24 protein-coding genes and 1 pseudogene are annotated in these 24,479 nt (G+C 53.1%); 5 read left to right on the top strand and 20 right to left on the bottom strand.

Translation table 11 applies throughout. From position 1 onward, the window contains the following. From ACTQ3R_RS12920 to ACTQ3R_RS12930, 3 genes and pseudogenes are all read right to left on the bottom strand, one after another. Nucleotides 1-561, bottom strand: a pseudogene (locus ACTQ3R_RS12920) (tyrosine-type recombinase/integrase); the annotation flags it as partial. Further along, nucleotides 519-1,724 (bottom strand): tyrosine-type recombinase/integrase, encoded by a 1,206-nt coding sequence (locus tag ACTQ3R_RS12925; protein WP_441792699.1) that lies wholly within the window; start codon nucleotides 1,722-1,724, stop codon nucleotides 519-521. The pseudogene ACTQ3R_RS12920 and the gene ACTQ3R_RS12925, both read right to left, overlap by 43 nt. A 4-nt stretch (nucleotides 1,725-1,728) precedes the next feature. Continuing rightward, nucleotides 1,729-2,103, bottom strand: coding sequence for a hypothetical protein (locus ACTQ3R_RS12930; RefSeq protein ID WP_441779625.1), 375 nt, complete (start codon nucleotides 2,101-2,103; stop codon nucleotides 1,729-1,731). Between the two features lie 143 nt (nucleotides 2,104-2,246). Between ACTQ3R_RS12930 and ACTQ3R_RS12935 the strand changes: the two genes are divergently transcribed. Further along, on the top strand, nucleotides 2,247-2,414 hold the full coding sequence (locus ACTQ3R_RS12935) for a hypothetical protein (protein ID WP_191400164.1): 168 nt from the start codon (nucleotides 2,247-2,249) through the stop codon (nucleotides 2,412-2,414). 1 nt (nucleotide 2,415) lies between these two features. Then, nucleotides 2,416-3,033 carry a Fic/DOC family protein gene (locus ACTQ3R_RS12940; protein WP_428227296.1) on the top strand — a complete coding sequence of 206 codons (618 nt, stop codon included), beginning with the start codon at nucleotides 2,416-2,418 and terminating at the stop codon, nucleotides 3,031-3,033. A gap of 40 nt (nucleotides 3,034-3,073) precedes the next feature. On the opposite strand, the gene mobP3 is transcribed toward ACTQ3R_RS12940, so the two are convergent. From mobP3 to ACTQ3R_RS12960, 4 genes are all read right to left on the bottom strand, one after another. Then, on the bottom strand, nucleotides 3,074-4,855 hold the full coding sequence (gene mobP3 / locus ACTQ3R_RS12945; RefSeq protein ID WP_441779626.1) for a MobP3 family relaxase: 1,782 nt from the start codon (nucleotides 4,853-4,855) through the stop codon (nucleotides 3,074-3,076). Beyond that, nucleotides 4,852-5,262: a hypothetical protein gene (locus tag ACTQ3R_RS12950; protein ID WP_441779627.1), complete on the bottom strand. Its 411-nt coding sequence runs from the start codon at nucleotides 5,260-5,262 to the stop codon at nucleotides 4,852-4,854. Before ACTQ3R_RS12950 ends, mobP3 begins: the two co-directional genes overlap by 4 nt. A gap of 326 nt (nucleotides 5,263-5,588) precedes the next feature. Beyond that, a complete protein-coding gene (locus ACTQ3R_RS12955) occupies nucleotides 5,589-6,194 on the bottom strand; it encodes a helix-turn-helix domain-containing protein (RefSeq protein ID WP_441779628.1) in 606 nt (201 codons plus the stop codon). Next, on the bottom strand, nucleotides 6,191-6,406 hold the full coding sequence (locus ACTQ3R_RS12960) for a helix-turn-helix transcriptional regulator (protein WP_118643585.1): 216 nt from the start codon (nucleotides 6,404-6,406) through the stop codon (nucleotides 6,191-6,193). Before ACTQ3R_RS12960 ends, ACTQ3R_RS12955 begins: the two co-directional genes overlap by 4 nt. A gap of 131 nt (nucleotides 6,407-6,537) precedes the next feature. On the opposite strand from ACTQ3R_RS12960, the gene ACTQ3R_RS12965 reads away from it, so the two are divergent. Further along, nucleotides 6,538-7,611 (top strand): DUF6076 domain-containing protein, encoded by a 1,074-nt coding sequence (locus tag ACTQ3R_RS12965; protein ID WP_441779629.1) that lies wholly within the window; start codon nucleotides 6,538-6,540, stop codon nucleotides 7,609-7,611. Nucleotides 7,612-8,170: 559 nt separating this feature from the next. On the opposite strand, the gene ACTQ3R_RS12970 is transcribed toward ACTQ3R_RS12965, so the two are convergent. The 9 genes from ACTQ3R_RS12970 to ACTQ3R_RS13010 form a co-directional block, all read right to left on the bottom strand. Continuing rightward, complete coding sequence (locus ACTQ3R_RS12970) at nucleotides 8,171-8,620, bottom strand: YhcH/YjgK/YiaL family protein (RefSeq protein WP_441779630.1); 450 nt, start codon at nucleotides 8,618-8,620, stop codon at nucleotides 8,171-8,173. Next, nucleotides 8,617-10,236 carry an FAD-dependent oxidoreductase gene (locus tag ACTQ3R_RS12975; RefSeq protein ID WP_441779631.1) on the bottom strand — a complete coding sequence of 540 codons (1,620 nt, stop codon included), beginning with the start codon at nucleotides 10,234-10,236 and terminating at the stop codon, nucleotides 8,617-8,619. The genes ACTQ3R_RS12970 and ACTQ3R_RS12975 overlap by 4 nt, the downstream gene beginning before the upstream one ends. 24 nt (nucleotides 10,237-10,260) lie before the next feature. Then, nucleotides 10,261-11,277 carry an ABC transporter ATP-binding protein gene (locus ACTQ3R_RS12980; protein WP_441779632.1) on the bottom strand — a complete coding sequence of 339 codons (1,017 nt, stop codon included), beginning with the start codon at nucleotides 11,275-11,277 and terminating at the stop codon, nucleotides 10,261-10,263. A 1-nt stretch (nucleotide 11,278) separates the two neighbouring features. Beyond that, nucleotides 11,279-12,307 (bottom strand): ABC transporter ATP-binding protein, encoded by a 1,029-nt coding sequence (locus ACTQ3R_RS12985; protein WP_441779633.1) that lies wholly within the window; start codon nucleotides 12,305-12,307, stop codon nucleotides 11,279-11,281. A 12-nt stretch (nucleotides 12,308-12,319) separates the two neighbouring features. Next, the gene (locus ACTQ3R_RS12990; RefSeq protein ID WP_441779634.1) at nucleotides 12,320-13,213 is read right to left on the bottom strand and encodes an ABC transporter permease; all 894 of its coding nucleotides are present in this window, start codon (nucleotides 13,211-13,213) and stop codon (nucleotides 12,320-12,322) included. A 20-nt stretch (nucleotides 13,214-13,233) separates the two neighbouring features. Further along, nucleotides 13,234-14,193, bottom strand: a complete 960-nt coding sequence (locus ACTQ3R_RS12995; RefSeq protein ID WP_441779635.1) for an ABC transporter permease — start codon at nucleotides 14,191-14,193, stop codon at nucleotides 13,234-13,236. A 218-nt stretch (nucleotides 14,194-14,411) separates the two neighbouring features. Further along, nucleotides 14,412-16,004 carry an ABC transporter substrate-binding protein gene (locus ACTQ3R_RS13000; RefSeq protein ID WP_441779636.1) on the bottom strand — a complete coding sequence of 531 codons (1,593 nt, stop codon included), beginning with the start codon at nucleotides 16,002-16,004 and terminating at the stop codon, nucleotides 14,412-14,414. 77 nt (nucleotides 16,005-16,081) lie between these two features. Beyond that, entirely contained in the window at nucleotides 16,082-16,969 is an 888-nt protein-coding gene (locus ACTQ3R_RS13005) for an N-acetylneuraminate lyase (protein WP_441779637.1), read from the bottom strand. A 31-nt stretch (nucleotides 16,970-17,000) separates the two neighbouring features. Beyond that, nucleotides 17,001-18,074, bottom strand: coding sequence for a GntR family transcriptional regulator (locus ACTQ3R_RS13010; RefSeq protein ID WP_441779638.1), 1,074 nt, complete (start codon nucleotides 18,072-18,074; stop codon nucleotides 17,001-17,003). A 325-nt stretch (nucleotides 18,075-18,399) separates the two neighbouring features. On the opposite strand from ACTQ3R_RS13010, the gene ACTQ3R_RS13015 reads away from it, so the two are divergent. Continuing rightward, nucleotides 18,400-19,089: a D-lyxose/D-mannose family sugar isomerase gene (locus ACTQ3R_RS13015; RefSeq protein ID WP_441779639.1), complete on the top strand. Its 690-nt coding sequence runs from the start codon at nucleotides 18,400-18,402 to the stop codon at nucleotides 19,087-19,089. Between the two features lie 11 nt (nucleotides 19,090-19,100). Next, nucleotides 19,101-20,057 (top strand): carbohydrate kinase family protein, encoded by a 957-nt coding sequence (locus ACTQ3R_RS13020; RefSeq protein WP_441779640.1) that lies wholly within the window; start codon nucleotides 19,101-19,103, stop codon nucleotides 20,055-20,057. Nucleotides 20,058-20,701: 644 nt separating this feature from the next. Here ACTQ3R_RS13020 and bioA read toward each other — a convergent pair. The 4 genes from bioA to ACTQ3R_RS13040 are packed head-to-tail and all read right to left on the bottom strand — an operon-like array spanning nucleotide 20,702 to nucleotide 24,137. Further along, complete coding sequence (gene bioA, locus ACTQ3R_RS13025; RefSeq protein WP_441779641.1) at nucleotides 20,702-21,907, bottom strand: adenosylmethionine--8-amino-7-oxononanoate transaminase; 1,206 nt, start codon at nucleotides 21,905-21,907, stop codon at nucleotides 20,702-20,704. Beyond that, nucleotides 21,904-22,608 (bottom strand): dethiobiotin synthase, encoded by a 705-nt coding sequence (gene bioD, locus ACTQ3R_RS13030; protein WP_441779676.1) that lies wholly within the window; start codon nucleotides 22,606-22,608, stop codon nucleotides 21,904-21,906. Before bioD ends, bioA begins: the two co-directional genes overlap by 4 nt. Next, a complete protein-coding gene (gene bioB / locus ACTQ3R_RS13035) occupies nucleotides 22,601-23,569 on the bottom strand; it encodes a biotin synthase BioB (RefSeq protein ID WP_441779642.1) in 969 nt (322 codons plus the stop codon). The genes bioD and bioB overlap by 8 nt, the downstream gene beginning before the upstream one ends. A 22-nt stretch (nucleotides 23,570-23,591) precedes the next feature. Beyond that, nucleotides 23,592-24,137 (bottom strand): biotin transporter BioY, encoded by a 546-nt coding sequence (locus ACTQ3R_RS13040; RefSeq protein WP_441779643.1) that lies wholly within the window; start codon nucleotides 24,135-24,137, stop codon nucleotides 23,592-23,594. Nucleotides 24,138-24,479: the final 342 nt, after the last annotated feature.

Genomic DNA, 24,479 nt, shown 5'->3' on the forward strand with positions numbered 1-24,479 from the left:
CATTTCCCTGGGATGGGTGGCCGGCGCTTTGCAGTTTGCGGCGGGGTTTTTCAGAATCAGCCCCTCTGCCACCGCCTTGTCCAGGGCCATGCGGCAGGTCACATGGCAGCTTTTCACCATGCGGTCAGACAGCCCCGGACCGTACTGCTCCACCCGCCGAAGCCGCCCGCCCTGTTTCAGACGGTGATAAAACTGCTGGAGATCGCTTTGGGACAGTTGGGAAAGGAGGATGTGTCCCAGCTCCGGGATAATGTGCTGATAGATGCGGTTTTCGTAGTCCGCCTGGGTCTTTGGCTTGATGGCCGGTTTGCAGTAGGTCTGGTACCAGTGATCCAGCCAGGCCCCGAAGGTCATGTCCCCCTTGGGCCGCTTCGGCTCTGTACCCTTGAGGCTCTCTTTCAGGGCCTTCAGCTTGGCTGCGCACTCCCCCTTGGTCCTGGCCAGCACATTTTTCGTCTTTGGACGGCCCTTCTCGTCATGGCCTACCACATACCGCCCCTCCCAGCGGCCATCCTTTCTCAGGTGGAGACTGCCGTCTCCCCGCTTTCGCTGCTTTGCCACGGTTCCATCTCCTCTCCCAACAGCTCTGTCATAAAGTCCCCTACGATCTCAGCGGCGTTACGGTGCATATCTCCGGTCACATGGGTATAAGTGTCCAGGGTGAAGCTGGCCTTCGTATGGCCCAGGATGCCGGACAGGGTCTTGGCATCCACCCCGCTGGCCAGGGCATGGGTGGCGAAGGTATGGCGCAGATCGTGGAACCGAAGATCAGGCAGTCCGGCCTCCTCCAATAAGCCTTTCAGTCGCCGGTAGGCACTGCCCGGACTGACCGGCTTCTCCGGGCAGAGCAGATCAGGGAAGATCCATTCCGTCAGGGCGGACTTTTTTCGCTCCCGCAGAAGCTGGGCTGTGCTGGACGGAAGCAGGATGGTTCGGGTGCCCGCATAGGTCTTGGTCGTCCCTTCCTCCACCCCGCCGCCTTTCCGGGCGTGGATAGTACGGCATACATTTAAGGTCCCGGCCTCTTCATCGAAATCTGACCACTTGAGGCCGCACAGTTCCCCTCTCCGCAGGCCGGTGGTCAGTTCCGTGAGGAAGAAGTCCCGCCAGATCCAGTCTTGTTTGACCGCCGCTTTGAAGGTATCCAGCTGATCGTGGTTGAGAATTTTCTTTGCTTGACTCACAACCTTGGGCGGCGTAACGGCTTCAGCCGGATTAGCGGGAAGCAGCCCATTTTCAGCTGCAGTTCTCAACGCGTGGTGGATGATGTTATGAATGCTACGGACGGTGGTCGGGCTCAGTCCAGCCTCATGATTTCCGTCTTTCATTCGTCCTCGCTCCAAAAGCTTTTGATAGAGGGAACACAAATCCGCCGCAGTGACCTTCCTCAGCGGCTTTTCCCCCAAGTACGGGATGACATGGTTCATAATATCTTTTCGGTATCCCTCCAGCGTACTCTCCCGAACGGTCCCTTTGATATATTCCTCCAACCACTTGTCCAGCCACTGGGACAGGGTCATGCTGCTTTCCTCGGTCAGGTTCACACCTTGATAGGCGTTGATGTTCTGCCGGAGTTTGGCAGTCAGCTCCTTTTGGGAGTCTGCGTAGATGTACCGGAAGATGGAAGCGCCGTTTTCCTTGTGGCCCACCACGATGCGGCCCTCCCAGCGGCCATCTTCCCGCTTGCGCACCATACCGTCTCCAGATGGTCTTCGCTTTCCCATATGCTCACTCCTCCTTTCCTACTTGACGGCAGACACGCTCTGTCTCCTCCTCATCGAAGGAGTACAGGCCGTCCGCCTCCAGTTCTTTGCTCAATTCCCAGGCCAGTTTGAATCCAGCGGTGAAGCTGGCCAGGGAGGTCTCCTCCCGCAGCAGGTTTTGCGTGTCCACCAGATGCATGAGCCTGCGTCGCTGCAGCTTGTCCAGGCAGTCCCGTACCTCCTGACGGGTTTTCTCGATGTCCTCTTCCATTTCACTGAAGTCCGGTTCCCGGTAGAACCGCTGGTGCAGGGCTTTCATGTAGTCGTTTATGTGTACCGCCTCCTTTTCAGCAACACACAATACCGAAGAACCGAGAGAATAGCCAGGGCTTTTGACCACAATTATCAAACTGTTATCATTTGCACGGGAGCTTTCTTTGTTATACACTGTACTAAAATTGCCCATTGTATTCGGTTTGCATCAGCCGGACTCTTATGTTACAATGCATACATCAACCAACTTCTGTAATGGAGGTTTTCCAAATGTCCAACTCCATTGACCGGTCCATTCGATCCGCCGAGCTATCTTTGCAAATGGAAGGATTTTCGGTATCAAATACCTGTAAAGATCTTTGCCGCAAGTTGCTTTCCGGCGAGATTACGCTGGAGCAATATCTGGCCCGCGTTATACCCGACAGGAAGAAGGGGTAGTATGGCTTACAGTATCGACGCGATAACCGACGGCTGCTATCCCGGAACAACCTGTCTCATCAACAAACTGGGGATACAGGATGAGTCTGTATTGGCCGAAACAGAAGCTGCTGTCGTTTTGGGCAAGGCAAGCCTGTTGGATCAACAGCCGATCCAGGGTGAGTTTGACTTTGATCATTACAAGCGTATTCACCATTTCCTATTTTGCGATCTTTATGATTGGGCTGGTCAAGTGCGCTCTATCAGTATTTCAAAAAAGGGTACGGCATTTGTTTCCCCAGATGAGATTGAATCCTGTGCGGGCGCCTGTTTTAAGCGATTGAGCACCTTTCATCCAGACGGATTGTCCCATCGACAGTTAGCGGAAGAAGTAGCGGACTTTTACCACACCATCAACATGCTGCACCCTTTCCGTGAGGGGAATGGCCGTACTCAGCGGCTTTTCTTTGCGCAGTGGATTCAGCATCTTGGCTATGAGTTTGCCTTAGCAGATGTGGACCCGGACACATTTATGATTGCTACGATTTATGCGGCACAAGGGGTTATGGATCAGCTAATTGATTTCTTTGAAGATGCAATTCAGATCCCGCATATGAGTATGGAAATTGACCTTTCATAATTTGCACATTTACCGGGCAGTTTCGGACTGCCCGGTATTTTTATCCCATGGTCATGCCCCCCATAGTCTGCTCCTCCTCATGGTCATCCGGCTTGTGGCCCATCGCAATCTTCTTCTCTTGGATCTTCCCCCTGAGTTTTCGATCCATCTGCTGACCCGTCGGGACTGCAGGCGGCACGGAGTTGTCCTGGAAGATCCGGCCCATGTGGTGGAGCAAGCTTGTGACGGCAAGGAGCACATTGGGCCTGTGGCTGTCGTCAAAGTGATCCAGAAGGAACTGTGCATACTCGTTTCCCTGGGATGCAGACTCCCAGAGCCAGTTGTATGCCTGCTCCTGATCCTGCGCCACTTCTTCCCCTGTCAGGTACAGCTTACCCAAGGTGTACTGCGCGTACTGGTTGCCCTGTTCGGCAGATTGGGTCAGATACTCCAGCGCCTTAGCCACATCCTTTTGCACCTGCTCTCCCTGGAGATAGAGTTTGCCAAGCTGATAAGCGGCATACGGATCGCCCAGCTCTACCGCTTTCTCATACCAGGACACGGCTTCGTTGATTCTCTTCTGACTTTGCAGCAGCTTGCCCAGCGCGTACTGGGAGAAGTCATGACCAGCTTCCGCGCCACATTGAAACCACAGCTCCGCTTTTTTGTCATCTGGAAGAACGCCAAGGCCATCCCGCCAGCACTTGCCCAGCTGATGCGCAGCAACGGTGAAACCTGAACTCCAGAGCTGCTCCAGCACTTGCACCTGTTCCGCTTTTTCTTCCTCTGTGTTTTCATAGACCGAAAGGATTTCTTTTGCGTTCTGATAGGTCTCCGCCATCTCCCACCGGGATGACCAGGCATGGAGCACAGCATCCTTGTCTTCGTCCACTTCATCCTTCATCTGCGCATCCTCGAAGGTGAATACACCCAGCTGGAGATTGTCCGCCTCCCGGATGACCATGTTCTTGATAGCTTTGAACTCTTGCTGCTGAGACAGTGGTTTGTGTTCTCTGGGTGTGTCCTTGTAGTACCGTTCCAGTTCATCCCGCAGCCGGTTCCAGTGGTCATAGCACTCCGCCACTTCCGGGAGCTTGGCCAGTTCATCCACGATGGCATCCACCCGGGCCTTTACTGGCTTTTTCAGGTAACCATACACCTTCTTGCCTTTCGTTTCTGACAACATTTCAGCCAGCGTTTCCACCTGCTCCGCAATGACCGGACTGTCACATAGACTGGACTTCATTTCTCGGATGAGCTGCCCCATGGCTTCCGCAGCTGTGTCTCGTACCTCTTGATACGAGATATCCTTTTGCTGATACAGGGATAGCAGCTCGTCCTGAAAAATGTCATTGGACAGTTGAGAGCGCATCTGCTCAATGCCGCGCTCGGTCAGGTAACCCTGCTTTGGATCATTGGACCATGCCATCATGTGAATGTGTGGGTGGTGCTTCTCATCGTGGAAGGCAGCGCACCACCGAAAGCTGCTGGGCGGAATTTTCATCGCCGTTGCCAGCTCTGTCTGATGAGCCAGCAGCAATCTGCGCCAGCTATCACCGTTTTCGTAACCCAACCGTGCAGCATCTTCTCGCTTCAGAGAATAGACAAAGGTCCATACCGGACCAGCGTGTGCATTGATCTCTTCCATGGTTTTCTCCAGGTCGGCGGGGCCGTCTACGGAAAACAAGCCGTGAGAGCGGGGCCGCTCAGCCATGTATTCCAGGTAGCCACTCGCCGCAGGTTCAATCATTTCTACGCCATCCCGTGTGGCAATGTACTCGGCATAACATCCACCGCCGCTGCCCGGCTTGATATAACCGGACTTTTGAATAAGACCGTTCATTCGGTAATCTCCTTCTGGAACCGGAACGCGTCCTCGAAATTAATTTCCCCATTGGTCTCTTTCACATTTTTTACACAGCGGACCCGGAGTTTTTGCAGCTTGTCCAGATCTACATTGCTCAGGTAGGCAACCAGGTTCGCCATGATATCCTGGTCTACCGCCTGTTTGAACAGTAGGTGGCCCACGCGTTTTCCGAAGGCTCCTAACTTTCCCTCCAGCACGTCGGAGAGGACACGGGGCAGGTAGGCTTCCGCGTGTTTCGTATCCAGGTAGCCGGAGTAGAACCGGACCGCCTTCTCAATGTACTCGCTCTGGCTTTTGCAGTTGTCCTGTTTGTAGTGAGCTTCCACTTCTTTTTTGGCCTCCGGTGTGATCCAGAGGGCAAATTTCTCTTTCCCGATAACCATGCTTTGAAACCTCCTTTTTTCGTAGGAACGCCGTGAAATAGCCTGTAATCTTTGGGTTTTACTCCTAGAGAACCCCCTAATGGGAAAATTTTTGATTTTGGAACGCCCTCGTCCTCCCCTGAAACTGCCCGCACTGCGGGCAGTTGTGGCCCTGCCGTGGGGCACATGACCCCGGCAGTTTCTCCTGCTCTTCCGCAAAATGCCCTGCGCTCTTCTCCAGACCCGGCGGCGGGCAGAGGGACTCTGCCCAGCCTTGAAATGTGGCACACAGCGCCTTACAGCGGGCTACGAAGGGGATTCTTGCCCTGTTGCTGAATAAGCGTCCGTTATTCCAATCGAAGCATCTGCTGCTGGTAACAATGGTCCATGGCCGCTTGGATCGGCAGGATGGTGTACAGGTTGTTGCCATTTCGTTTCATCCCCTGTCTGTCGACGTAGGTCGTGTTCTTCACCGTGATGAACTTTCTGTCTACCAACTTTGTGATATGTTTCATCACAGTAGCCACCGTAAGATGCACAGCTTCCGAGATGGTACGGTAACTTGGATGGCATTGATGCGTGCGGCGGTCTTCGCAGTAGAGCAGATAGGCGTAGACTGTGATCGCACCGTGACCGGTATTCAGAAAGAACAGTTCATTGGGCAGAGAGAAAAAGTTCTTGCCGGCATTCTTGAACATGGGAACCCCGTTTTCCTTGATCAGTCCGCGATGGTTCAGTTGATCGAGCTGTTCCATAGCCATGTCCACACTCATGTGCAGTTGGGCTGCGATCTCATCCGCACCTGGTACCGCAAAATTTTTGCGGTGCGTATGGAGATAGCAGAGATAGGCAAGGATAGCAAAGCCCTGTGGCTTCAGTTCCCAGTTCCAAACATCATTTGGCATTTGGAAGCGGCATTGTTTGGAATCACGCAGACGGAAAAGTGTATTCATTTGCAGTTCCCTCCCTCCGTGTGTTCAGTCACCCATTGGATGAACTGTTCCTTGGGCACCACCATGCGGCTCCCGATGCGCAGCACTGGGAATCCTGGTTCATGCATTAACTCATACGCACTGGACGGTGATACGCCCAGCACCTGCGTCACCATTTCCGAATTGAGAAACAGCGGCAGATCATCATAGCTTTTATAGACCGATTTTTTCATGTATCATTACCTCCGATTGACTTATTTGATTCTATCCGATACGATGGTAACAAAGCTCAAACAAGAGTTCAATGGTTTCAGGGCAGGTTGGGTAAATCCCAAAAGTCTATCGGCTACAAACAGGAGGCCACATGAAAAACGAGCCACTTGATACAGAGGATATTTTTACGGATGCAGTAGATGCTTTTACGGCACTCTTCTACAGCGACCGCATTTTTATTGGTGAACGTGAATATCCAATTGGGCAGTGTATGGTAGACATTTTGAACTTGGAGGAGTCGGAATTGCTTCGGCTCGATCAAAGTCTGCTGGATGTTTATCACGCTATACAATCTGTGTGGCAGGAAGACACACAGGAATCCGTGGAGCGAGCACAGAAAAAACTACAGGAAGTTTGGCTTCTAGTGTCCGCACTTCCGGTCTATCGGGATCTGAATATTGACTGGTCACAGCCACTTTTCCAAAACGCTGACCTGCTGGAAACATTTTGGGGTGGGATTCGTTATCTGCCCAGTGAAGCTAGAGCAGAAGTAGAAATGCGTTTGCGTGGCATAGTAGGTATAACGGAAATCTTGCGTGTGTTTCGAAAACAGATTTCTCTGATGCTGGACAGTTACTTTGAACCCTTGGAGCGGAGAAATTCCGAGGCCTACGCAGTAGGCGTTTTTCAGTTTTATAGCGACATGATGACAGCCAAGGTCGCAAACCATGACGAGGAGCCTTTCGATCACTGCTTTCCACTCAAAGTGGCTTTTGTACCCATGATGTCTCCCACGGGTGAGGACAAAATTATTTTGGTTGAACAGACGGAGTTCCCTGGTTTGATCAGCTTTTTAGAAGTGGAGTTCTACCGAGGGCTGGCTGTGGGGAATGTGCCGCGCCGCTGCCACAACTGCGGAAAATATTTTCTCCTGACCGCAGGCTACAACACCTGCTACTGCAACAATATTGCTCCAGGTGAGACAGAACGCACCTGCAGGAAAGTAGGTGCTCACCGGAAGGAGGCCCAGGGCAAAGCTAATCGCACTCCAGCCCAGTTGGAATACGCCCGTACCTATAACCGTTTGAAGCAGAGGAAGAACCGTAAGAAGATTAGTGTGGATGAGTGGAACTCCGCTATAGCCAGAGCACAGGACTTGCTAAGGCGCTCTGAATGTGGGGAGTTGAATGACGCAGAATTAAAAAGACAGCTAGAAAGTCTGTAACAAAATATAGACCGGCAGGAACTATCCTGCCGGCCACATTGATTGTGAACGAAATGTATTTCTTTGTTATACACTGTATCAAAATTGTTTTGCCCTCGCTACCTATAGAAAGACCTCTCTCTTTAAGCAGGGATACCGCCATCTCAACACATTGAGATGGCGGTCAATATTTATTTCACTTGCTTTCCTTTTGAAACGATACCATGTCACTTTTGGTAGTGTAAGGATTTCTACAATCCCGGTCTGATCCAGTACAGCGGCGCAGTCATTTTGCATAAGTCTTGTATTATTAGCGTTTCAGCCTGCTCTGATAGATACAAGACCCCCTGTACCGTATGAGCATACGAAGCGCACACAGTATGCAACTTGCCTTTGTATCGCCTATAGACCGCCTGCTTCGATACGCCTACAAAACCAGTAATCCTGCAAATACAGCATTATTAATTAAATGACTCTGGAAGAGCTGATGTGGTCATCTTTGTCCTTATTGATGTTCGAACGAAAGGCACCCCACTTTGCATTCCCTACCGACAAAAGCACACATATGTCATCGAACGGGTCAGACCTTTAGTTTAAATACGGCTTTTTCCACCTGCACTGGGCCATCCTTCTGCACCTTGACCATGTGAACATCCTCAGGAAACACGATGAGGACAGCGCCGGGGGCCATGGGGCACCAGGTGTCTACCGGTCCGTCGTAGCCAATGAAATCAACGGTCTCATCTTGCGTGGTGGGCGTGAGGTGAGCGGCATCCGTTATACCAATACGCTCCTCCCCAGAGAGGACTACATGGAGGTCGGCATACTGGGCATGGCCTTCCCAGGTTGCCTCCGTCTCGGGAAGGGTGGTGTAGTCAAAACGGTTGATAAACACATTATCCCCATCTACCTCGTTGCGCCCGTGCTTGAGGGCAGATAGGTCAGCGGAGGCCAGATAGTCGATAGCGGTGTCCAAAGAGGGGCACAGGCCACGGTAACGGTACAGGCGGTCCATGGTGGTATAGATCATATAAAACCTTCTTTCTCAAATTGGGCGTCAGGGACACCGCTGCGTAGGCTGACCCGAATGGGTCGCGCCAGGGACGGATCGGGGTTAGGAAAGTCCTCCCGGCAATGGGAACCACGGCTCTCCTGTCGTAGTAGGGCAGCGCGGAGAATGGCACGGGCGGTAGTGAGCTGTCCAGCCAGGTGGCGGGAATCGGCCACAGCGGCAGTTGGCCCGCTCGGCTCCCGCACAGCTCCGGATTCCAAAGCATCCAGCTCCTCCAGGGCGGCACTGAGCCCCTGTCCACTGCGCAGCACCATGGCGCTGCGGAACATCACATCCTGCATCCGGCGGCGCAGGTGGGAACACTCCCGCCAGCTCCAGGGGGCAAAGTGACAGTGATCCGGCGCAAGCGGGACTTGCACGCATGAGGCGGCCGTCGCCTGCCCTGCCCTGCCGCCAAAGACCAGTCCGTTGGCGGTGGAAAGCCCTCCTATGCGGTCTGCTCCGTGCATTCCGCCGGTGACCTCCCCGCAGGCAAAGAGGCCCGGAACACCGGTAAAGGCATTGGTGTCGATAGCCACACCGCCGTTGGCTGCGTGGGCGAAGATCCCCACCCGGATCGGATCGGCGGCGGTGAGTCCCTTTTCGCGCTCCAACCAGTCGAAGTAAGTGCGGATGAACTCGGGCGGGTCGTCCTGCATTTCCCTGGAATAGGTAACCTCCACGCCGGCGGGATCGTCTAGAAATGCCCGGAAGATGGCCAGATCCACCGCACAGTCTGAAAGGCGACTGGTAAACGGCCCATGGCTAGAGCGTTCCTCTAGCAAAAGTTGGGTCTCCTCACCGGTGGGGAGCAACGGCCTACCGTTTCCCCGGCAGAAATGAGAAAAGCGAAAGGCCTTTTCGTTGAAAATGGTCTTAGGCGCAGGAGAGAGATAGCCCGGCATCATCTGCATAAACTCCATGTTAATTAGAGTTGCCCCCGCCTCCAGCGCCAGGGCCTGCCCCAGCCCAGTCACATCACCGGTGCATAGGTGGTAACGGAAGATGCTTCCGTATCCGCCGGTGGCCAGCACCAGTGAGCGGCAGCCCAGGTAGTGAAGCGTACCGTCCTGGATGGCCACTACGCCGCAGACCCGGTCCCCGTTGCGGACCAGCTCCACTATCTCGCAGCCCTCCAGAGTGGTGATGTCCAAGGCCTCCAGCCGTTTGGCGAACACGGGACGGACGCTGTCAAACTCCAGGCCGTTCCAGTCCCGGGCCTTGTGGTCAAAACAGGGGATAAACTCCCTCTGCTCCTTCTGTACCGCCCGGCGCAGCTTCACCCCCATCTGCCGCAACTTCTCAATGGCAGGGGTAATGTTCTCCACAAAGGCCTCCACCAGAGCCGGGTCTGCCATACCGCATCCCACCCCCTGGATGGAGCGGCACAGATCCTCCTGATCGGATTTGTTTTCCGGCCCGATGAGGCCCAGCCCCCAGGTGCCGGGGTAAAAGCTGGAGCCGGAAAAGAGATGGGTGCTGGTCAGCAACACAACGGAACAACCGGCCTCCGCCGCCTCTAGGGCGGCCGAAAGGCCGGCGATCCCGCTTCCGGCCACCAGCACGTCCCAGGTACTCTCCAAGGATAGTAGCATGGCTGTTCCTTTCTCCAAATCAGGTCAGACCTGTGGTTCTTGGTTATCTTGGTTATACAGATGGCAGGCCACCATATGACCAGGTGCGCCGTGGCACGTCATGGCGGGGTCCACCTGCTTGCAGATCTCCATACAGTGGGGACAGCGGTTATGGAAGGCGCAGCCACTGGGTTTGTGGATGGGGCTTGGCACCTCGCCCTCCAGTACCTGACGTTTCTTTTTGGTGTGGATGTCAGGCACCGGGATGGCGGATAGCAGCGCCTTGGTGTAGGGGTGCAGCGGCTCGTCGTAGAGGGCTCTAGAGTCAGCCACCTCCACGATCTTTCCTAAGTACATGACCACGATACGACCCGACATGTACTGCACCACGCTCAAGTCGTGGGCAATGAAGAGATAGGTCAGATTCAGCTCCTTCTGGATGTCCTTCATCAGATTGAGCACCTGGGCCTGGATCGACACGTCCAGGGCGGACACGGGCTCATCGCAAATAAGAACCTCGGGCATGACCTCCAGGGCGCGGGCAATGCACAGCCGCTGCCGCTGGCCTCCGGAAAACTCGTGGGGATACCGTGCCAGGTAGTCGGGCTGGATGTTGACCATCTTCAGCACCCGCTGCATGATCGCCTCCCGCTCCACCTCGGAGTTGACGCCGTGGACCTTCAAAGGCTCTTCAAAGGAGGTGTATATCTTTTTCTGGGGGTTGAGGGCAGAATAGGGGTCCTGGAACACCATCTGGACCTTCTTTCGGAAGTCGAACATCTCCTTGGCGTTGAATTTGGTGATGTCCCGGAACTCACCGTCGTAATTGAACAGAACCTGGCCGTCAGTGGCCTTTTCCAACATCATGAGGGTCTTTCCCAGGGTGGACTTGCCGCAGCCGGACTCGCCCACGATGCCCAGGGTCTCACCGCGGTAGACGTCCAGGCTCACGCCGTCCACGGCCTTCACATGGCCGACCACCTTCTTGAAGGCGCCTTTGGTGATGGGGAACCAGGTGCGGAGATTCTCAACCTTGAAGATTATTTCTTTTTTCTCACTCATCTTACAGCACCTCCGGGAATTCCTGGTATTTCAGGCAGCGCACGCGGTGGCCGGGAGATAGCTCAAACATGGGGATGTCTTTAGCCCGGCAGGCGTCGGTACAGAAGGGACAGCGGTCAGCAAACTCACACCCTCCCTTTAGGTCGGCCGGGTTTGGAGTAGAACCGGGAATGGTCTCCAGTTTCTGACCATCAGCAAGGCCCAGCACCGGCACCGAGCGGAGCAGTGCCTGGGTATAGGGGTGGCTGGTGCGGTCGAATACGTCTTCCAGGCTGCCGAACTCCACCACGCGGCCCATGTACATCACGCACACCTCGTCGGCCATCTCGGCCACCAGTCCCATGTTGTGGGTGATGAGGATGATGCTCTTGCCGTCCTTGACCTGCATTTCCTTCAAAAGCTCCATGATCTGGGCCTGGATGGTCACATCCAGAGCGGTGGTGGGCTCGTCACAGATGATGAGCTCCGGGTTGCAGATCATGGCGATGGCGATAACCACGCGCTGCTTCATGCCACCGGAGAATTGGTGGGGATAGCAGTCAATGCGCTCCTCAGGGTCAGGGATACCCAGCTTGCGGAACATCTCCAACACCTTTTCACGAGCCTGTTTCTTGGTCATGCCTTTGTTGTGCTGCAAAAGGCCCTCAGCCACCTGGTCGCCCACCTTATAGACGGGGTTCAGGCTGGACATCGGGTCCTGGAACACCATAGACATCTCGGGACCGCGCAGGGCGCGCATCTCGGGCCCGTGAGGCTTTTTGATGCTCTCCAGGCGGTATTCGCTGACCTCCCCGTTTCTCAGGGCGTTATACTGGATCTTGTCGGCTTTGACCCGGGCATTGCTACCCAGAAAGCGCATAATGGAGTTCATCGTCACGCTCTTGCCGCAGCCGGACTCGCCCACCACAGCCAAGGTACTGCCCCGTTTGAGCTGGAAGGAGACATTTTTGACGATCTTGACCTCTTTTCGGTCAGAAATAAAGCTAGTATTTAGATTTTCTACATCCAGAATGATCTCTCTGTTGTCCATAACCGCCCCTCCTTACTGCTGCTTGGCATCCAGCACATCTCGTAGGCCATCGCCCAGGAAGTTGATTGCCAGAACGAACAAGGTAATGGCGAGGCCCGGGAAAACCCAAATCCACCACTGGTTGGTGACCACCGCAACGCTTTTAGCTGCGTTGAGGATGTTTCCCCATGTGGGAGTGCTGTCCTGGATACCCAAGCCGATAAAGCTCAGCGCGGCCTCCTGCAGGATATAGACCGCTACGTTGGTGGTGGTGGAGACAATGATAGGCGTCATGATGTTGGGCAAGATCTGTTTGAACATGATGTTGCTCCGGCTCATGCCAAACGCCTCACAGACTTTAACATAGGTTTCGCCCTTGAGGCTTAAAAACTCATTACGAACCATACGGAAAGTCGTCATCCAACCGGTAAAGACAAAGATCAGCAGGATGTTCACCATGCCTCGAGTACCAAGGATGGCCACCAGCATCATCACCAGCACTAGCTGGGGAAAGGTCTGAAAAAGCTCGGAGATTCGCACCAGAACCATATCAGCCTTGCCGCCGAAGTAACCGGCGATGGCGCCCAGCACTGCACCAATGATTCCAGAGACCACTGAGCAGAACACGCCAATGAAAATGGAGTAGCACCCACCGAACATGACGCGGGCGAAGAGGTCGCGGCCGATGGTGTCAGTGCCAAAGAGATGGCCATTGCCGGGACTGCTCTTCATATTAGCCAAGTCGGGGGTGGCGTAATCGACCCCCGCAATGGCACAGGCCACACAGGCCACCACCATGGTCACAACAATCACAAGGCCCAGAACCGCCAGTTTATTGCGCAGGAATTTGCGGATATTCTTTTTCAGCAAAGAGGAGGCGGCACTTTTATTTTGCTCTTTGATGCTGACGTTAGTCAATTCACTCATAGTGTTTCTCCTCTCTTTCCTTATTCACCCAGGCGGACACGGGGATCTAGCAGGGCGTTGAACACATCTACCATGAAAGAGCAGACCAACATGACTGCGGCGATGATGAGTGTGATGACCATAACGGTTGGGTAATCATTGGAAACGATGGAGTTGGTCATAGTCAGGCCGATGCCGGGATAGGAAAATACCGTCTCGATGACCACCGAGCCGCCAATCAGGCCGGGGATACGGAACATGAGGATGATGAGCACCGGCTTCATGGCGTTGCGGAAGCCATGTTTCATATACACCTTCCACTCCGGGATACCCTTAGAGCGGGCGGTCTTGATGTAGTCGCTGTTGAGCACATCTAACATGGTATTGCGGGCATAACGCATCAGCACAGCCACCATGCCGATGGTCAGCGTTGTCACTGGCAGGAAAAGGTGAAGGAAGGCATCCACAAAGGCGTTGGTGGCGTTGGGATCTACCCGGTTGGCCACGGGGAACCAGCCCAGCTTAATGGAGAAAAGCTGGATGAGCAGGATACCAACCAGGAACTGAGGCACAGCCTGGCCCAGCACGGCAAAGACCCGGCCGACATAGTCCACTATGCCGTTTTGCCGGATGGCGCTTAAAATACCAATGGCAATACCGATGATGGAGCTGAACAGCAGGGCGTATCCGGACAGCTCCAGCGTATAGGGCAATCGGACGGCGATGATGTCCGCAATTTTCTGCCCCTCAAAGGAGTATCCCAGGTCACCCCGCAACAGTTCACCCAGCCAACGCACATACTGTACCAACAGCGGATCGTTGAGTCCCAGGCTCTCCCGCAGTTCTGCCACCAGTTCCGGCGATTGGGCCTGGACCTCCATAGACACCATGTAGGTGATGGGGTCCACACCGGTGGCGCGCAGGCCGAGGAATACGATCAGACTGATGACAAGGAGCATAGGGATCATTAGGGCAATTTTTTTCAGAATAAATTTGAGCATGCTCTCACTCCCATTTTTCTCTCACAAACCAAATTGTTCGGAAGGGGCCGATTTTTTAAGGTCCGGCTACGGAAAAAGGGCGTGGGGCATGCCGTTCATATGCCTCTTATCGCCCGCCGGATAGGGCGGCGGGACCTTCCGGGGAGATACTCGCCGGAAGGCCCCGCGCCTTATTGTTTCGCTAATCTGTAATGCTGCCCGGCATACCGACGGGAGGATCAGTTGAGAGTCCAGTTCTCGTAGTCGATGTCATTGACGAAGAGAGGATTGCAGAACTCCACGCCCTCAGGCAGCACCACACGGTTGTTCACATACACATAGTTGCCAATGGTAAACAGGGGGAACTTATACAGGTTGGCCTGCTCCAGCTCCTGCAGCTCAGTCAGAGCGGCGTTGCGCTCCTCGGTGGTGATAGCAGCGTTGAAGTCGGCAATCGCAGCGTCGAAGGTAGTATCGCCGCCGAAGATGTTGGCGAAGGTGGCGCTGTTGCTGGCATACTCAGCGTACCACTCACCCATGGAGAAGGAGCTCAAGCCTTTGAAGCCAATGTCATAATCGCGGGTGGTGAACAGGTCGGTAGTACCGTCGTTGGACAAAGTGGCCTCCACGGTCAGGCCAGCCTGCTGCAGGTAGTAGACCACGGTGTTGATGAGGTCCACAGAGGTCTGGTCGTTGTTGTAGTAGCAGATCTTCAGGGTGCGGCTCATATCGTAGCCCGAGGCAGCCAAGTCAGCCTTAGCCTTCTCAGCATCGAAAGTATACGCAAAGCCATTGTAGGCCTCGTGGTTATCGGGTACACCACTGTTGATGACTGCGGCATTGGGGTACAGGGTGGCCAAGGCGGCGCGGTCGATCGCTTCGGCCAGAGCCTGACGGACGGCCAGAGGCTGCATGGCCTCGTTCTGCTTGCCATCAATACCCTTCATATTAAAGATGAAATACTTGTAGAAGAGCACATCTACGGGGATGGAGGTGTAGTTGTCCAGAGCAGCCATGCCCTCCACCAAGTCGGTGGCGTTGCCGTACAGGAAGTCAGCGGAATTGGACTGGGCAGCGGTGAGGAAGTCGTTGACGAAGGAGACCGTAACGCTCTGGATCTTGGGAGCGGTGCCCTCATAGTTGGGGTTGGGGACCAGGGTGAAGTAGTTACCCACATTGAACTCGCCCACCATGTAGTAGCCGGAGGTCACAGGGTTGCTCCAGTAGGCGCAGGTGTCGATGTTCTCGCCGTCCTGGTCCTGCAGGCAGTGCTTAGGCAGGATGGCAAACTGGGCCAGGATGTTTCTCATTTCGGAGTAGGGGCTGGTGAGGGTCATAGTGATCACATTGCCGTCAGCGGTCATGGTGTCGATCATACCGAAAGCGGCAGAGTAGATGCTGTTGCGGCGCACGGCGGTCATGACGGTCTCGATGGACCACATCACGTCATCCACGGTCAGAGGCTCGCCGTCGGACCACTTCAGGCCGTCCTTTAGGGTGATGGTGTAGGTCAGGCCGTCCTCGCTGACCTCCACGCTCTCCGCCAGGTCAGGGCTGGTCTCGGTGAGGGAGGCATCAGCCAGCAGGAGGGTGCGGAACATCAGGTTTGTGGCCAGGTTGTGGTTCATCCAGGGGGTGGGCACTCTGTCATCAGTGGTGGAACCGTCGTTGGTGGACAGTACGATACGCAGAGACTCGCCGCCAGTCTGGGTCTGGCCAGTGGTCTCAGACGTGGTCCCACTGCCGCTGCCGCTGCTAGCGGGCTTGCCGCCGCAGGCAGCCAGGGCTAGCACCATGCTCAGCGTCAGAGCAAATGCAAGAATTCGTTTCATTTCATTTCCTCCTTAGATTTGATTATTTCATCAGCGTCTTCCCAGAGACGCCAGATGTACAGGGTCATGGGGCTTTCTCAGCGGTTGGGCAGGATGTACTGCTCGTAGACCTGACGCAGCTCCTTGCACCCAGCCTCGTCCATGGGGGTGAAGGGCCGACGGACACCGTTGAGGTGGAAGCCCTCCATCTCCAGGATTTCCTTCACCGAGGCAAAGACCCCGTGGGCACAGATCACCTTGATCACCTGGTTCATTTGGCGCTGCTTGTCCTGAGCCTCAGCCAGATTACCAGCCACAAAGGCATCAAACACTTTCCGAGCCAGCCAGGGCATACAGTTATAGGTGCTGCCGATCCCGCCGTCGGCTCCAGCCATCAAGCCGGAGGCCAGCATCTCGTCAAATCCGTTCCACACCGCCATCTCAGGATGGCTGGACTTGATCTGCTCCAAAAGGAAGAGATCCGAGCTGGTGAACTTGACACCGACCAGATTTGGGTTCTTGGCCAGTTCCTCCAACACCTCCGGTGTCAGGGAGAAACCGGAAAAGTTGGGGAAGTTGTACACAAACATTGGCAGAGCGGTGGAGCCCATGATGTCGTTATAGTAGCGAATGACCTCCTGATTGCTGAATTTGTAGTAGAACGGGCTGATGGCCGAGACTGCATCGGCTCCCGCCTTCTCAGCGTGACGGGCGTAGCGGATCGCTTCGTCGGTGGAAATAGCGCCCACATGGCAGATTACCTTTCCGCGGCCAGCGTTGGCTTCGGTGACGGCCTCCAGGATCCTCTCTCGCTCCTCGGAGGAGAGGAGAAAGGCCTCGGCCGTGCTGCCATTGACGTAAAAGCCGTCCAGTCCCTGGTCGATCAGGTGGCACACCAGCTTTTGCAGTTCATCGTAATTGACCTTGCCGTCGCTGGTATAGGGGGTCACCAGTGCGGCATAGATGCCATGGTACTGTTCATTCACGATTCATTCTTCCCTTCCTAAATTGGCTTACTTATTTTCCCTCAGGTCCGAGACAACTCTCCCGGACGACGATGGTGGGCTGAAACAAATAGTACCTCAGGTAGTTCTGACTTTCCTTGTGGTGGATCATCTCATAGAGAAGCTCAGCGGCCTGTTCGCCGATCTCCAAGCTCTTGAAGGCCAGAGAGGTGATCTTGGGGGAAGTGGAGCTATCCAAAGGCAGGTTGTCGTATCCGATCACGCCAATCTCACCAGAGATGCGTTTGTCCGCATCCCGGACAGCGCGGCAGACCTCTTGCGCTACATAATCATTGAAGCAGAATACTGCATCCAGCGCAGCATCCTGTGCCAGCAGACGGGATGTAAATTGGTAAATCCCGTTTGGGTTATCTTCCTGAGGAAGGAAAATGCGCTCGCGCTGTACCGGAAGCCCACACTCCTGAAGAGCGCTCACATAACCTTGATAGCGCTCTACACTGGTGCTGTATTCAACGCGGGCAATATAGGCGATGTTTCGGTAGCCTCGGCTTAGTAAATGTCGGGTGGCCAAATAACCGCCGTAGAAATCGTTGGATTTAACCACCGGTACTCGCACGCCCTCTACACCCCGGTGGCAAAACACAAAGGGGATCTGAGAGTCCAGCAGAGTCCCATAGAGGTGGGAAGTCAACTCAGCACTGCTCGCGATCACTGGGACAATGATGAATCCGGACACGCTGGATAGCAACAGGCGCTTAATGTAGCGGTTCTGCTTTTCCGCATCGTTATCCGAATTGCAGAGGATGACGTTGATGCCATACCGGCAGGCAATATTTTCGATGCCGCGGGCCAGTGAGGGATAGACATGATCCATGACATTGGGTACGATAATCCCCCAGTTTTCGGTAGTCTGAACCTTGCCGCTGATCAATCCAATGACGTATGTGCCACTGCCGTTGCGGGAACACAGGACACCCTCACTCTCCAACTCCTTAATGGCCCGATCCAGCGTAGTGCGGTTGGTATCCATCTGCGTGCAGAGCATCGGCCGAGACGGAAGCCGCGTGCCCGGCTCAAGCTGACTGATAGTTTCGATCAGCTGCTCTTTAATTTCCTGGTATCTCATCTAAAACTTTCCTCTAATATGCGATATAACGCATATAAATCAAGCATTTTCTACGCCTTATTTTATGCAAATAATACACTAGTCCCAAAATTATTTCAATAGTTTTTCTCAATTTCAGTCAGCTTTCCCCAAAAAACGGTCAGCTCAATCAAAATATCAAAGATTCAGCATCAAATTTGGTGAATTTGCCTCTTTCTTTTTCAAACACATTTCTTTAAAATACATGTAAGCTACGAATAAATGAGATTTCAGATGAATTTTAACCTATTTTTTCAATTTTAAAAGCGGGTCAGATTTTTGCCCACTTGGAAAGGATGAGCAGGTTATGAAACGATCAGAGATCAATCAGGCTTTGAAGGAACTGGAGGCTATGTGTAACAAGTTCTGTTGCTATCTGCCCCCCTTCTGCCATTTTACTCCAGAGCATTGGAAGAGCATCGGACACGAGTACGACGAGGTCAGGGATTGCATGCTGGGCTGGGACATTACCGACTACGGAATGGGCAAGTTCAACGAACTGGGATTTTCTCTTATCACCATCCGCAACGGCAACCGCGCCATGGCAGACAAATACCCCAAGGTGTATGCTGAGAAGCTACTTTACCTGAAGGAGGGGCAATATGCCCCCAACCACTTCCACTGGTATAAGACGGAAGATATCATCAACCGCGGGGGCGGGAATGTGCTTATCCGGGTGTACAATTCCCTGCCCGATGAGGAGATCGACTACCAGTCCGATGTGACAGTTCACACTGATGGGCGCACATACACCGTCCCTGCCGGCACCCAGATCCGGCTGACTCCGGGAGAAAGCATCCACGTGCAGCAGTTCCTCTACCACGACTTCTCGGTGGAACCCGGAACCGGTCCTGTTCTGCTGGGTGAGGTAAGCCAGTGCAATGACGACAACACAGATAACCGCTTTAATCCGCCCATGGGGCGCTTTCCCCAGATTGAAGAGGACGAGCCTCCCTACCGGCTACTCTGTAACGAGTATCCGGCTGCCCAGGACTAAGGAGGCGTGCTATGTTTGATGTGGTTGCATTGGGCGAACTGCTCATTGATTTCACCTGCCTCTCAGTAGATAAAAGTAGCTACCCCACCATGGCTGGGCATCCCGGCGGCGCACCAGCCAATTTTCTGGCTGCGCTGGCCTCTTTCGGAGCTAAAACGGCCCTCATTGGGAAGGTGGGACAGGACGCATTCGGTCGGATGCTGACCCGTACTCTGACCGATGCCGGCATTTCCACCGCCGGACTGGTGGCAGATGAGAATGTGTTCACCTCCCTGGCCTTTGTCACACTGGACAGCCAGGGCAACCGGGAGTTCTCGTTTGCCCGCAAACCGGGGGCTGATACCCGCCTCACGGCGGAGGAGGTGAATCTGTCCCTCCTGGATCAGACCCGGGTATTCCACTTCGGCACCCTGTCCCTCACCGATGAGCCTGCTCGCAGCGCCACCCGCAAGGCAGTAGAATATGCACGGAACCGGAGGGCCCTCATCACCTTTGACCCCAACCTGCGCCAGCCCCTCTGGCACAGTCCGGAGGACGCAAAGGAGCAGATGCTCTGGGGCTTGCGTCAGGCGGATGTGGTCAAGATTAGCGACGAGGAGGTCCAGTTCCTCTTCGGCCTCTCTCCTTCGGAGGGAGCCGAGTACCTACAGCGGGAGCTGGATATTTCCCTCGTCTTTGTGACCTGCGGTGCGGATGGCTGTATCTTCCGTAACGAAAAGGCCCAGGGGCAGGAGCCAAGTCTGAGAGGGATTCATGTCCTCGACACCACTGGAGCCGGGGATATTTTTGGCGGCAGCGCTGTGTGGAAGCTACTTCAAACCGGGAAAGAGCCTGGTATGCTGGAGGAAAGAGAGCTTCGTGAGGTAGTCCGCTTTGCCTGTACAGCCGCCGGAATTTCCACAACCCGGCACGGAGGTATCTCTAGCATCCCAACTTTAGCCGAGGTAAAGCATTTTTTAAATCAGTAACGCAGTTCCGCTGCGTCCCTGCGCACCGAACAAACGCTTATAAGTAAGTCCAGATCATTCTAAATTTATTTATATACCCGTTTACAGTTGTGCTAATCTTTGTTTACACTGTACTAAAAATATCTCAATCTAAAATGGACAAACAACAATTTACAGATCAACTGTCCACGCCAAAGGGTTGAGATATTGTATCTGTCTTCAGTGAGGAAGTCTCTTTATTCTCCCAGCTTCAATAATAGGGACACTGACCACATAATCAGCCACAGACAGGAGTGGAACAGCCGGAATGTCCACCTCTTAAAAGTGTTTGAAACCAATCTTTTCGGAGTAAAAATAACCATAAATAAGCGAAAAATATTATAAAAAATTAAAAAACGGCGTTGACGTGCGGGAGGTCACAGGTTCAAGTCCTGTATCGTCCACCAGATAAACCGCTGTTTTCGAAAGAAAACAGCGGTTTTTTCTTGCTTTTCTGCTTTTTCCATATTGTTTCGTCCGATTAGCGTTGACCACAGTTCAGCTGCAGACAGGCAAACAGCCACCCTCCGAAAGTACTTCTTCCGAAGGGCGGCTGTTTGTTCTCAATCTGCTTTTTGGTCGGTGCTAAACCCTTCGGATCACGCTGGCAAGAAAGCTATTTGGGATCAGCCTTTGGTGGAGAACCACTCTTTCATCGTCGTCAACACCTTGACCAGTTCATCTTCCTCAATGACATAAGGAACCATCGCATAGAGATAGTTCAGGAACGGACGGCTGAACACACCTCGCTCATAAGCATATTGCTGGTACCCCTGAATCGTATTGGAGTCATATACTTCCATGCACACACAGGCACCCATAATGCGGATTTCTTTTATGCGCGGGTCAGAAAATCCTGCCATTTCACGGCGGGTAATTTCTTCAATTCTATGGATTTTAGACATATAGTCCTGTTTTTCAAACAGCTCTATGCCTTTTAGCGCTACGCTGCAAGCCAAGGCATTGCCCATAAAGGTAGGGCCGTGCATAAGCGCGTGCGCAGGATTATCGTCATAAAAGCCCTCATATACTTTCCGGTTTGCAACGGTAACAGCGTGGCCAATATATCCGCCTGTTAATGCTTTGCCCAGAACAAGGATGTCCGGTAAAACCAAATCCGCCACAAAGCGGTTTCCGGTACGCCCAAATCCAGTTGCGACCTCATCAAAAATCAGAAGCACACCGTATTGATCGCAAAGCTCCCTTGCACGCTTCAGAAACGAGATATCATACATTCTCATACCACCCGCCCCCTGCAGCAAGGGCTCGACAATAAAGCAGTTCAAGCGGTCGTGATATTCTGCAAACGCCTGCTCAAGCGCTGGTATCTCAGTGGGAATGTGGACAACATGTTTGCTTTTCCCGTACGCGTTCAAAACAAAATGGTAGTCCTCGTCATCGCCGATCTCCATTGTTTTAAATGTGTCGCCGTGATAAGCATGTTCCAACGCCAATACCATGGTGCGCTGTGTTTCTTCCCGATTCATATAATATTGCAAGGCGATTTTCAGAGCCACCTCTACCGCAACGCTGCCGGAGTCGGAGAAGAAGCAATAATCCAGATCTCCCGGCAGCCAGCTTTGCAGTTTATCGGAAAGTTTCTGCACCGGTTCGTGTGTCAGTCCCCCCAACATAACATGCGCAAATTTTTTAAGCTGGGTTTCAATGGCCTCATTGAGTTCAGGATGTTTATAACCGTGAATCACACTCCACCAGGATGATACGGAATCGATCAGTTTTTGATCCTCTGTGTAAAGATAGACCCCATCTGCGTCGACGATCTTATAGGGCTGCTTCATGGTTTTCATCTGCTCATACGGATACCAAATCATCTTATTGTACCTCCGTTTTCTTCATACAGCCCTTCCAACCGTTCAAATGAGATATCCAAATCCAGATCTCCGTCTTTGACGCAGGCTACAACCTTTTGTCCGGTCATCGTTTCACACATCAACAGATTATCCTCATGCAGCTTGTTGCCCGGTTCGTAATGGTTAAACAGAATGCCCTTAACCGGAATCCCCCGAGTTTTCATATATTCTGCCGTCAGCACAACAGCATTGATGGTTCCAAGTCCTGCATCCGCAACGATCAGGCAGGATAAATCGCGGGCTGCTATAAAATCTTCAAGCTGTATTGTTTGCCCATCAAACCGGAGGGGACAAAGAATCCCGCCGGACCCCTCCGCCGTAACATACTCGTACTTACTGCATACTTGATCAAAATCACTAAGGACCCGTGTCATATCAACAGGATTCCCCTCCAGTTTTGACGCCAGGTGAGGAGAAACCGCGGTTTCATAGACATATGGACACATCTCCTCCAGAGGCTGTGCAATCCCCGACATGGTTTTCACCTGCAAGGCATCGCCGGGAATCAAACTGCCGTCAGGCCGCCGTTGGTTGCCGCTCATCGCGGCCTTGTAATAGGCCGCGCGCTTGCCCGCTTCCCGAAGCTTTTTTACCATCAGCCCCGTCACATAGGTCTTTCCCACATCTGTCCCTGTCCCGGTAATAAATATCGTTTTACTCATTGCACAGCTTCGCCTCGTATCCAAGTTCACCGAGTAATTCCATATCGGTTTTGGTTGTGATCCCAGCAGTTGTCAGCATATCTCCTGAAATTGCCGCATTCGCCCCCGAAGTAAAACAGCTTTTCCCTTTATCTGGGAGCAGACCTCTTCCACCCGCCAGGCGGATCGAGGCCGCAGGCAGTATAAAGCGATAGACGGCAACAATTCTGCGCATGTTGTCGGCCGACAGTTTCTCACGATTTCCGAAGGGAGTGCCGGGGATGGGGTTGAGCATATTGACCGGGACACTTTGAATCCCAAGTTCCCGGAGTGTAAGCGCCATATCGATCCGGTCTTCCATCGTCTCTCCAAGTCCCATGATCCCGCCGCTGCACACCGAAAGGCCCGCAGCCTGTGCCTCCCGGATCGCCTGCACTTTTTCTTCAAAGGTATGGGTGGTACAGACATTGGGGAAGTTTCTGCGGGAGGTTTCAAGGTTATTATGTACTCTTGTCACACCGGCCTGCTTCAGCTTTTGAAACTGCCGCTCGTTCAGCAAACCAAAGGATGCGCAGACCGAAATCCCCACTTCCGCTTTGATTGCCCGGACCGTTTCACACATTTCATCCACTTCCTGTTCGGAGAGACGCTTTCCGGACGTAACGATGGAGTATCGAAGAACACCCTGTTCGTGGTTCCGTTTTGCCTGTTCCAAAATCTCCCGTTTGGAACGCAGCGGATACTCCGGCGCACAAGTATGGTTATGGGAAGATTGTGCACAGAACTTGCAATTTTCAGAGCATTTTCCGCTCTTTGCGTTAATAATTGTGCAAATATCAAATTGATTGGAACAAAAGTGCCGACGGATCCTATCTGCGCAATCACACAATTCCAAAAGTGGCTGTTCCGATAAAAACAACGCCTCTTCCCTTGAAATTTCTTCTCCCTTTGAGACCTTATCGGTCAGTTCATTCAGATTCATACTCATACCCTCACTGCACTTTCTATTTGTTTACGATTGGGATCAATCTTTTGCCAAGAATTGCTCCCAAAATGCACAAGACAATATCTCCGGGAACCACCAAAATAAAACAGTAGAGAAACAGCGGCCATAAGCCAATGGGACTTCCAAGGTAGAAATTACTCATAAAGTAGTAATAGACCATTCCAAACAGGTAGACGATTCCCAGCCCAATAAAGTTAGCTGCTAACAGACGGGTATAGTCTGGATTCGAAACTTGATTGGCAATGACGCCGGTGACGTAAGAGGCCACCGCAAATCCGATGATATATCCGAAGCTCGGCTTTAAAACATACGCCAGTCCTCCGCCCTCCGCAAAGACGGGCAGTCCCAGTAACCCCATGAAAATGTAAACTCCCACCGAAGCCGCCCCTAGCTTTCCCCCAAGCAGCAGTCCTGCCATCATGGTAAATAGGAGCTGCAGCGTAAACGGCACTACAGGAACAGGGATCTTGATAAACGCGCCTACAGCGATCAAAGCACTGAACAGGGCGCACATAATTAGATTTTTCGTCTTACTTCTGTTCATATGATCTCCTTACAACGTTTTATGACACCGGTCAAATCGTCTTGCTTCTTCCACACTCTAACTTCTTTCAGCGGTCATCCCCCCTTAAAACGGGATTAGTATACTATATCTCGTCCCAATTGTAAACCTTAAAATAATAAAGGTTTACAAATCGGGGTGCAAATGCTTTCCATTCGCGTGGTAGATCTGCACCCCAGGGCTTGCTTTTCCGCCTGCACATAGCACTGCATCCTTCCACATGGAATGCCGCACCTTTCCAGTGCTTTTCGTCTGAAAAAGCAAATTCCTGCCCATGAGGCCAGTGCCCATAGTTATTCAGCGATGAAAGAAATTATCTAAAAA

Source organism: Lawsonibacter sp. LCP25S3_E2 (assembly GCF_052117285.1).
Lineage (GTDB): Bacteria > Bacillota > Clostridia > Oscillospirales > Oscillospiraceae > Lawsonibacter.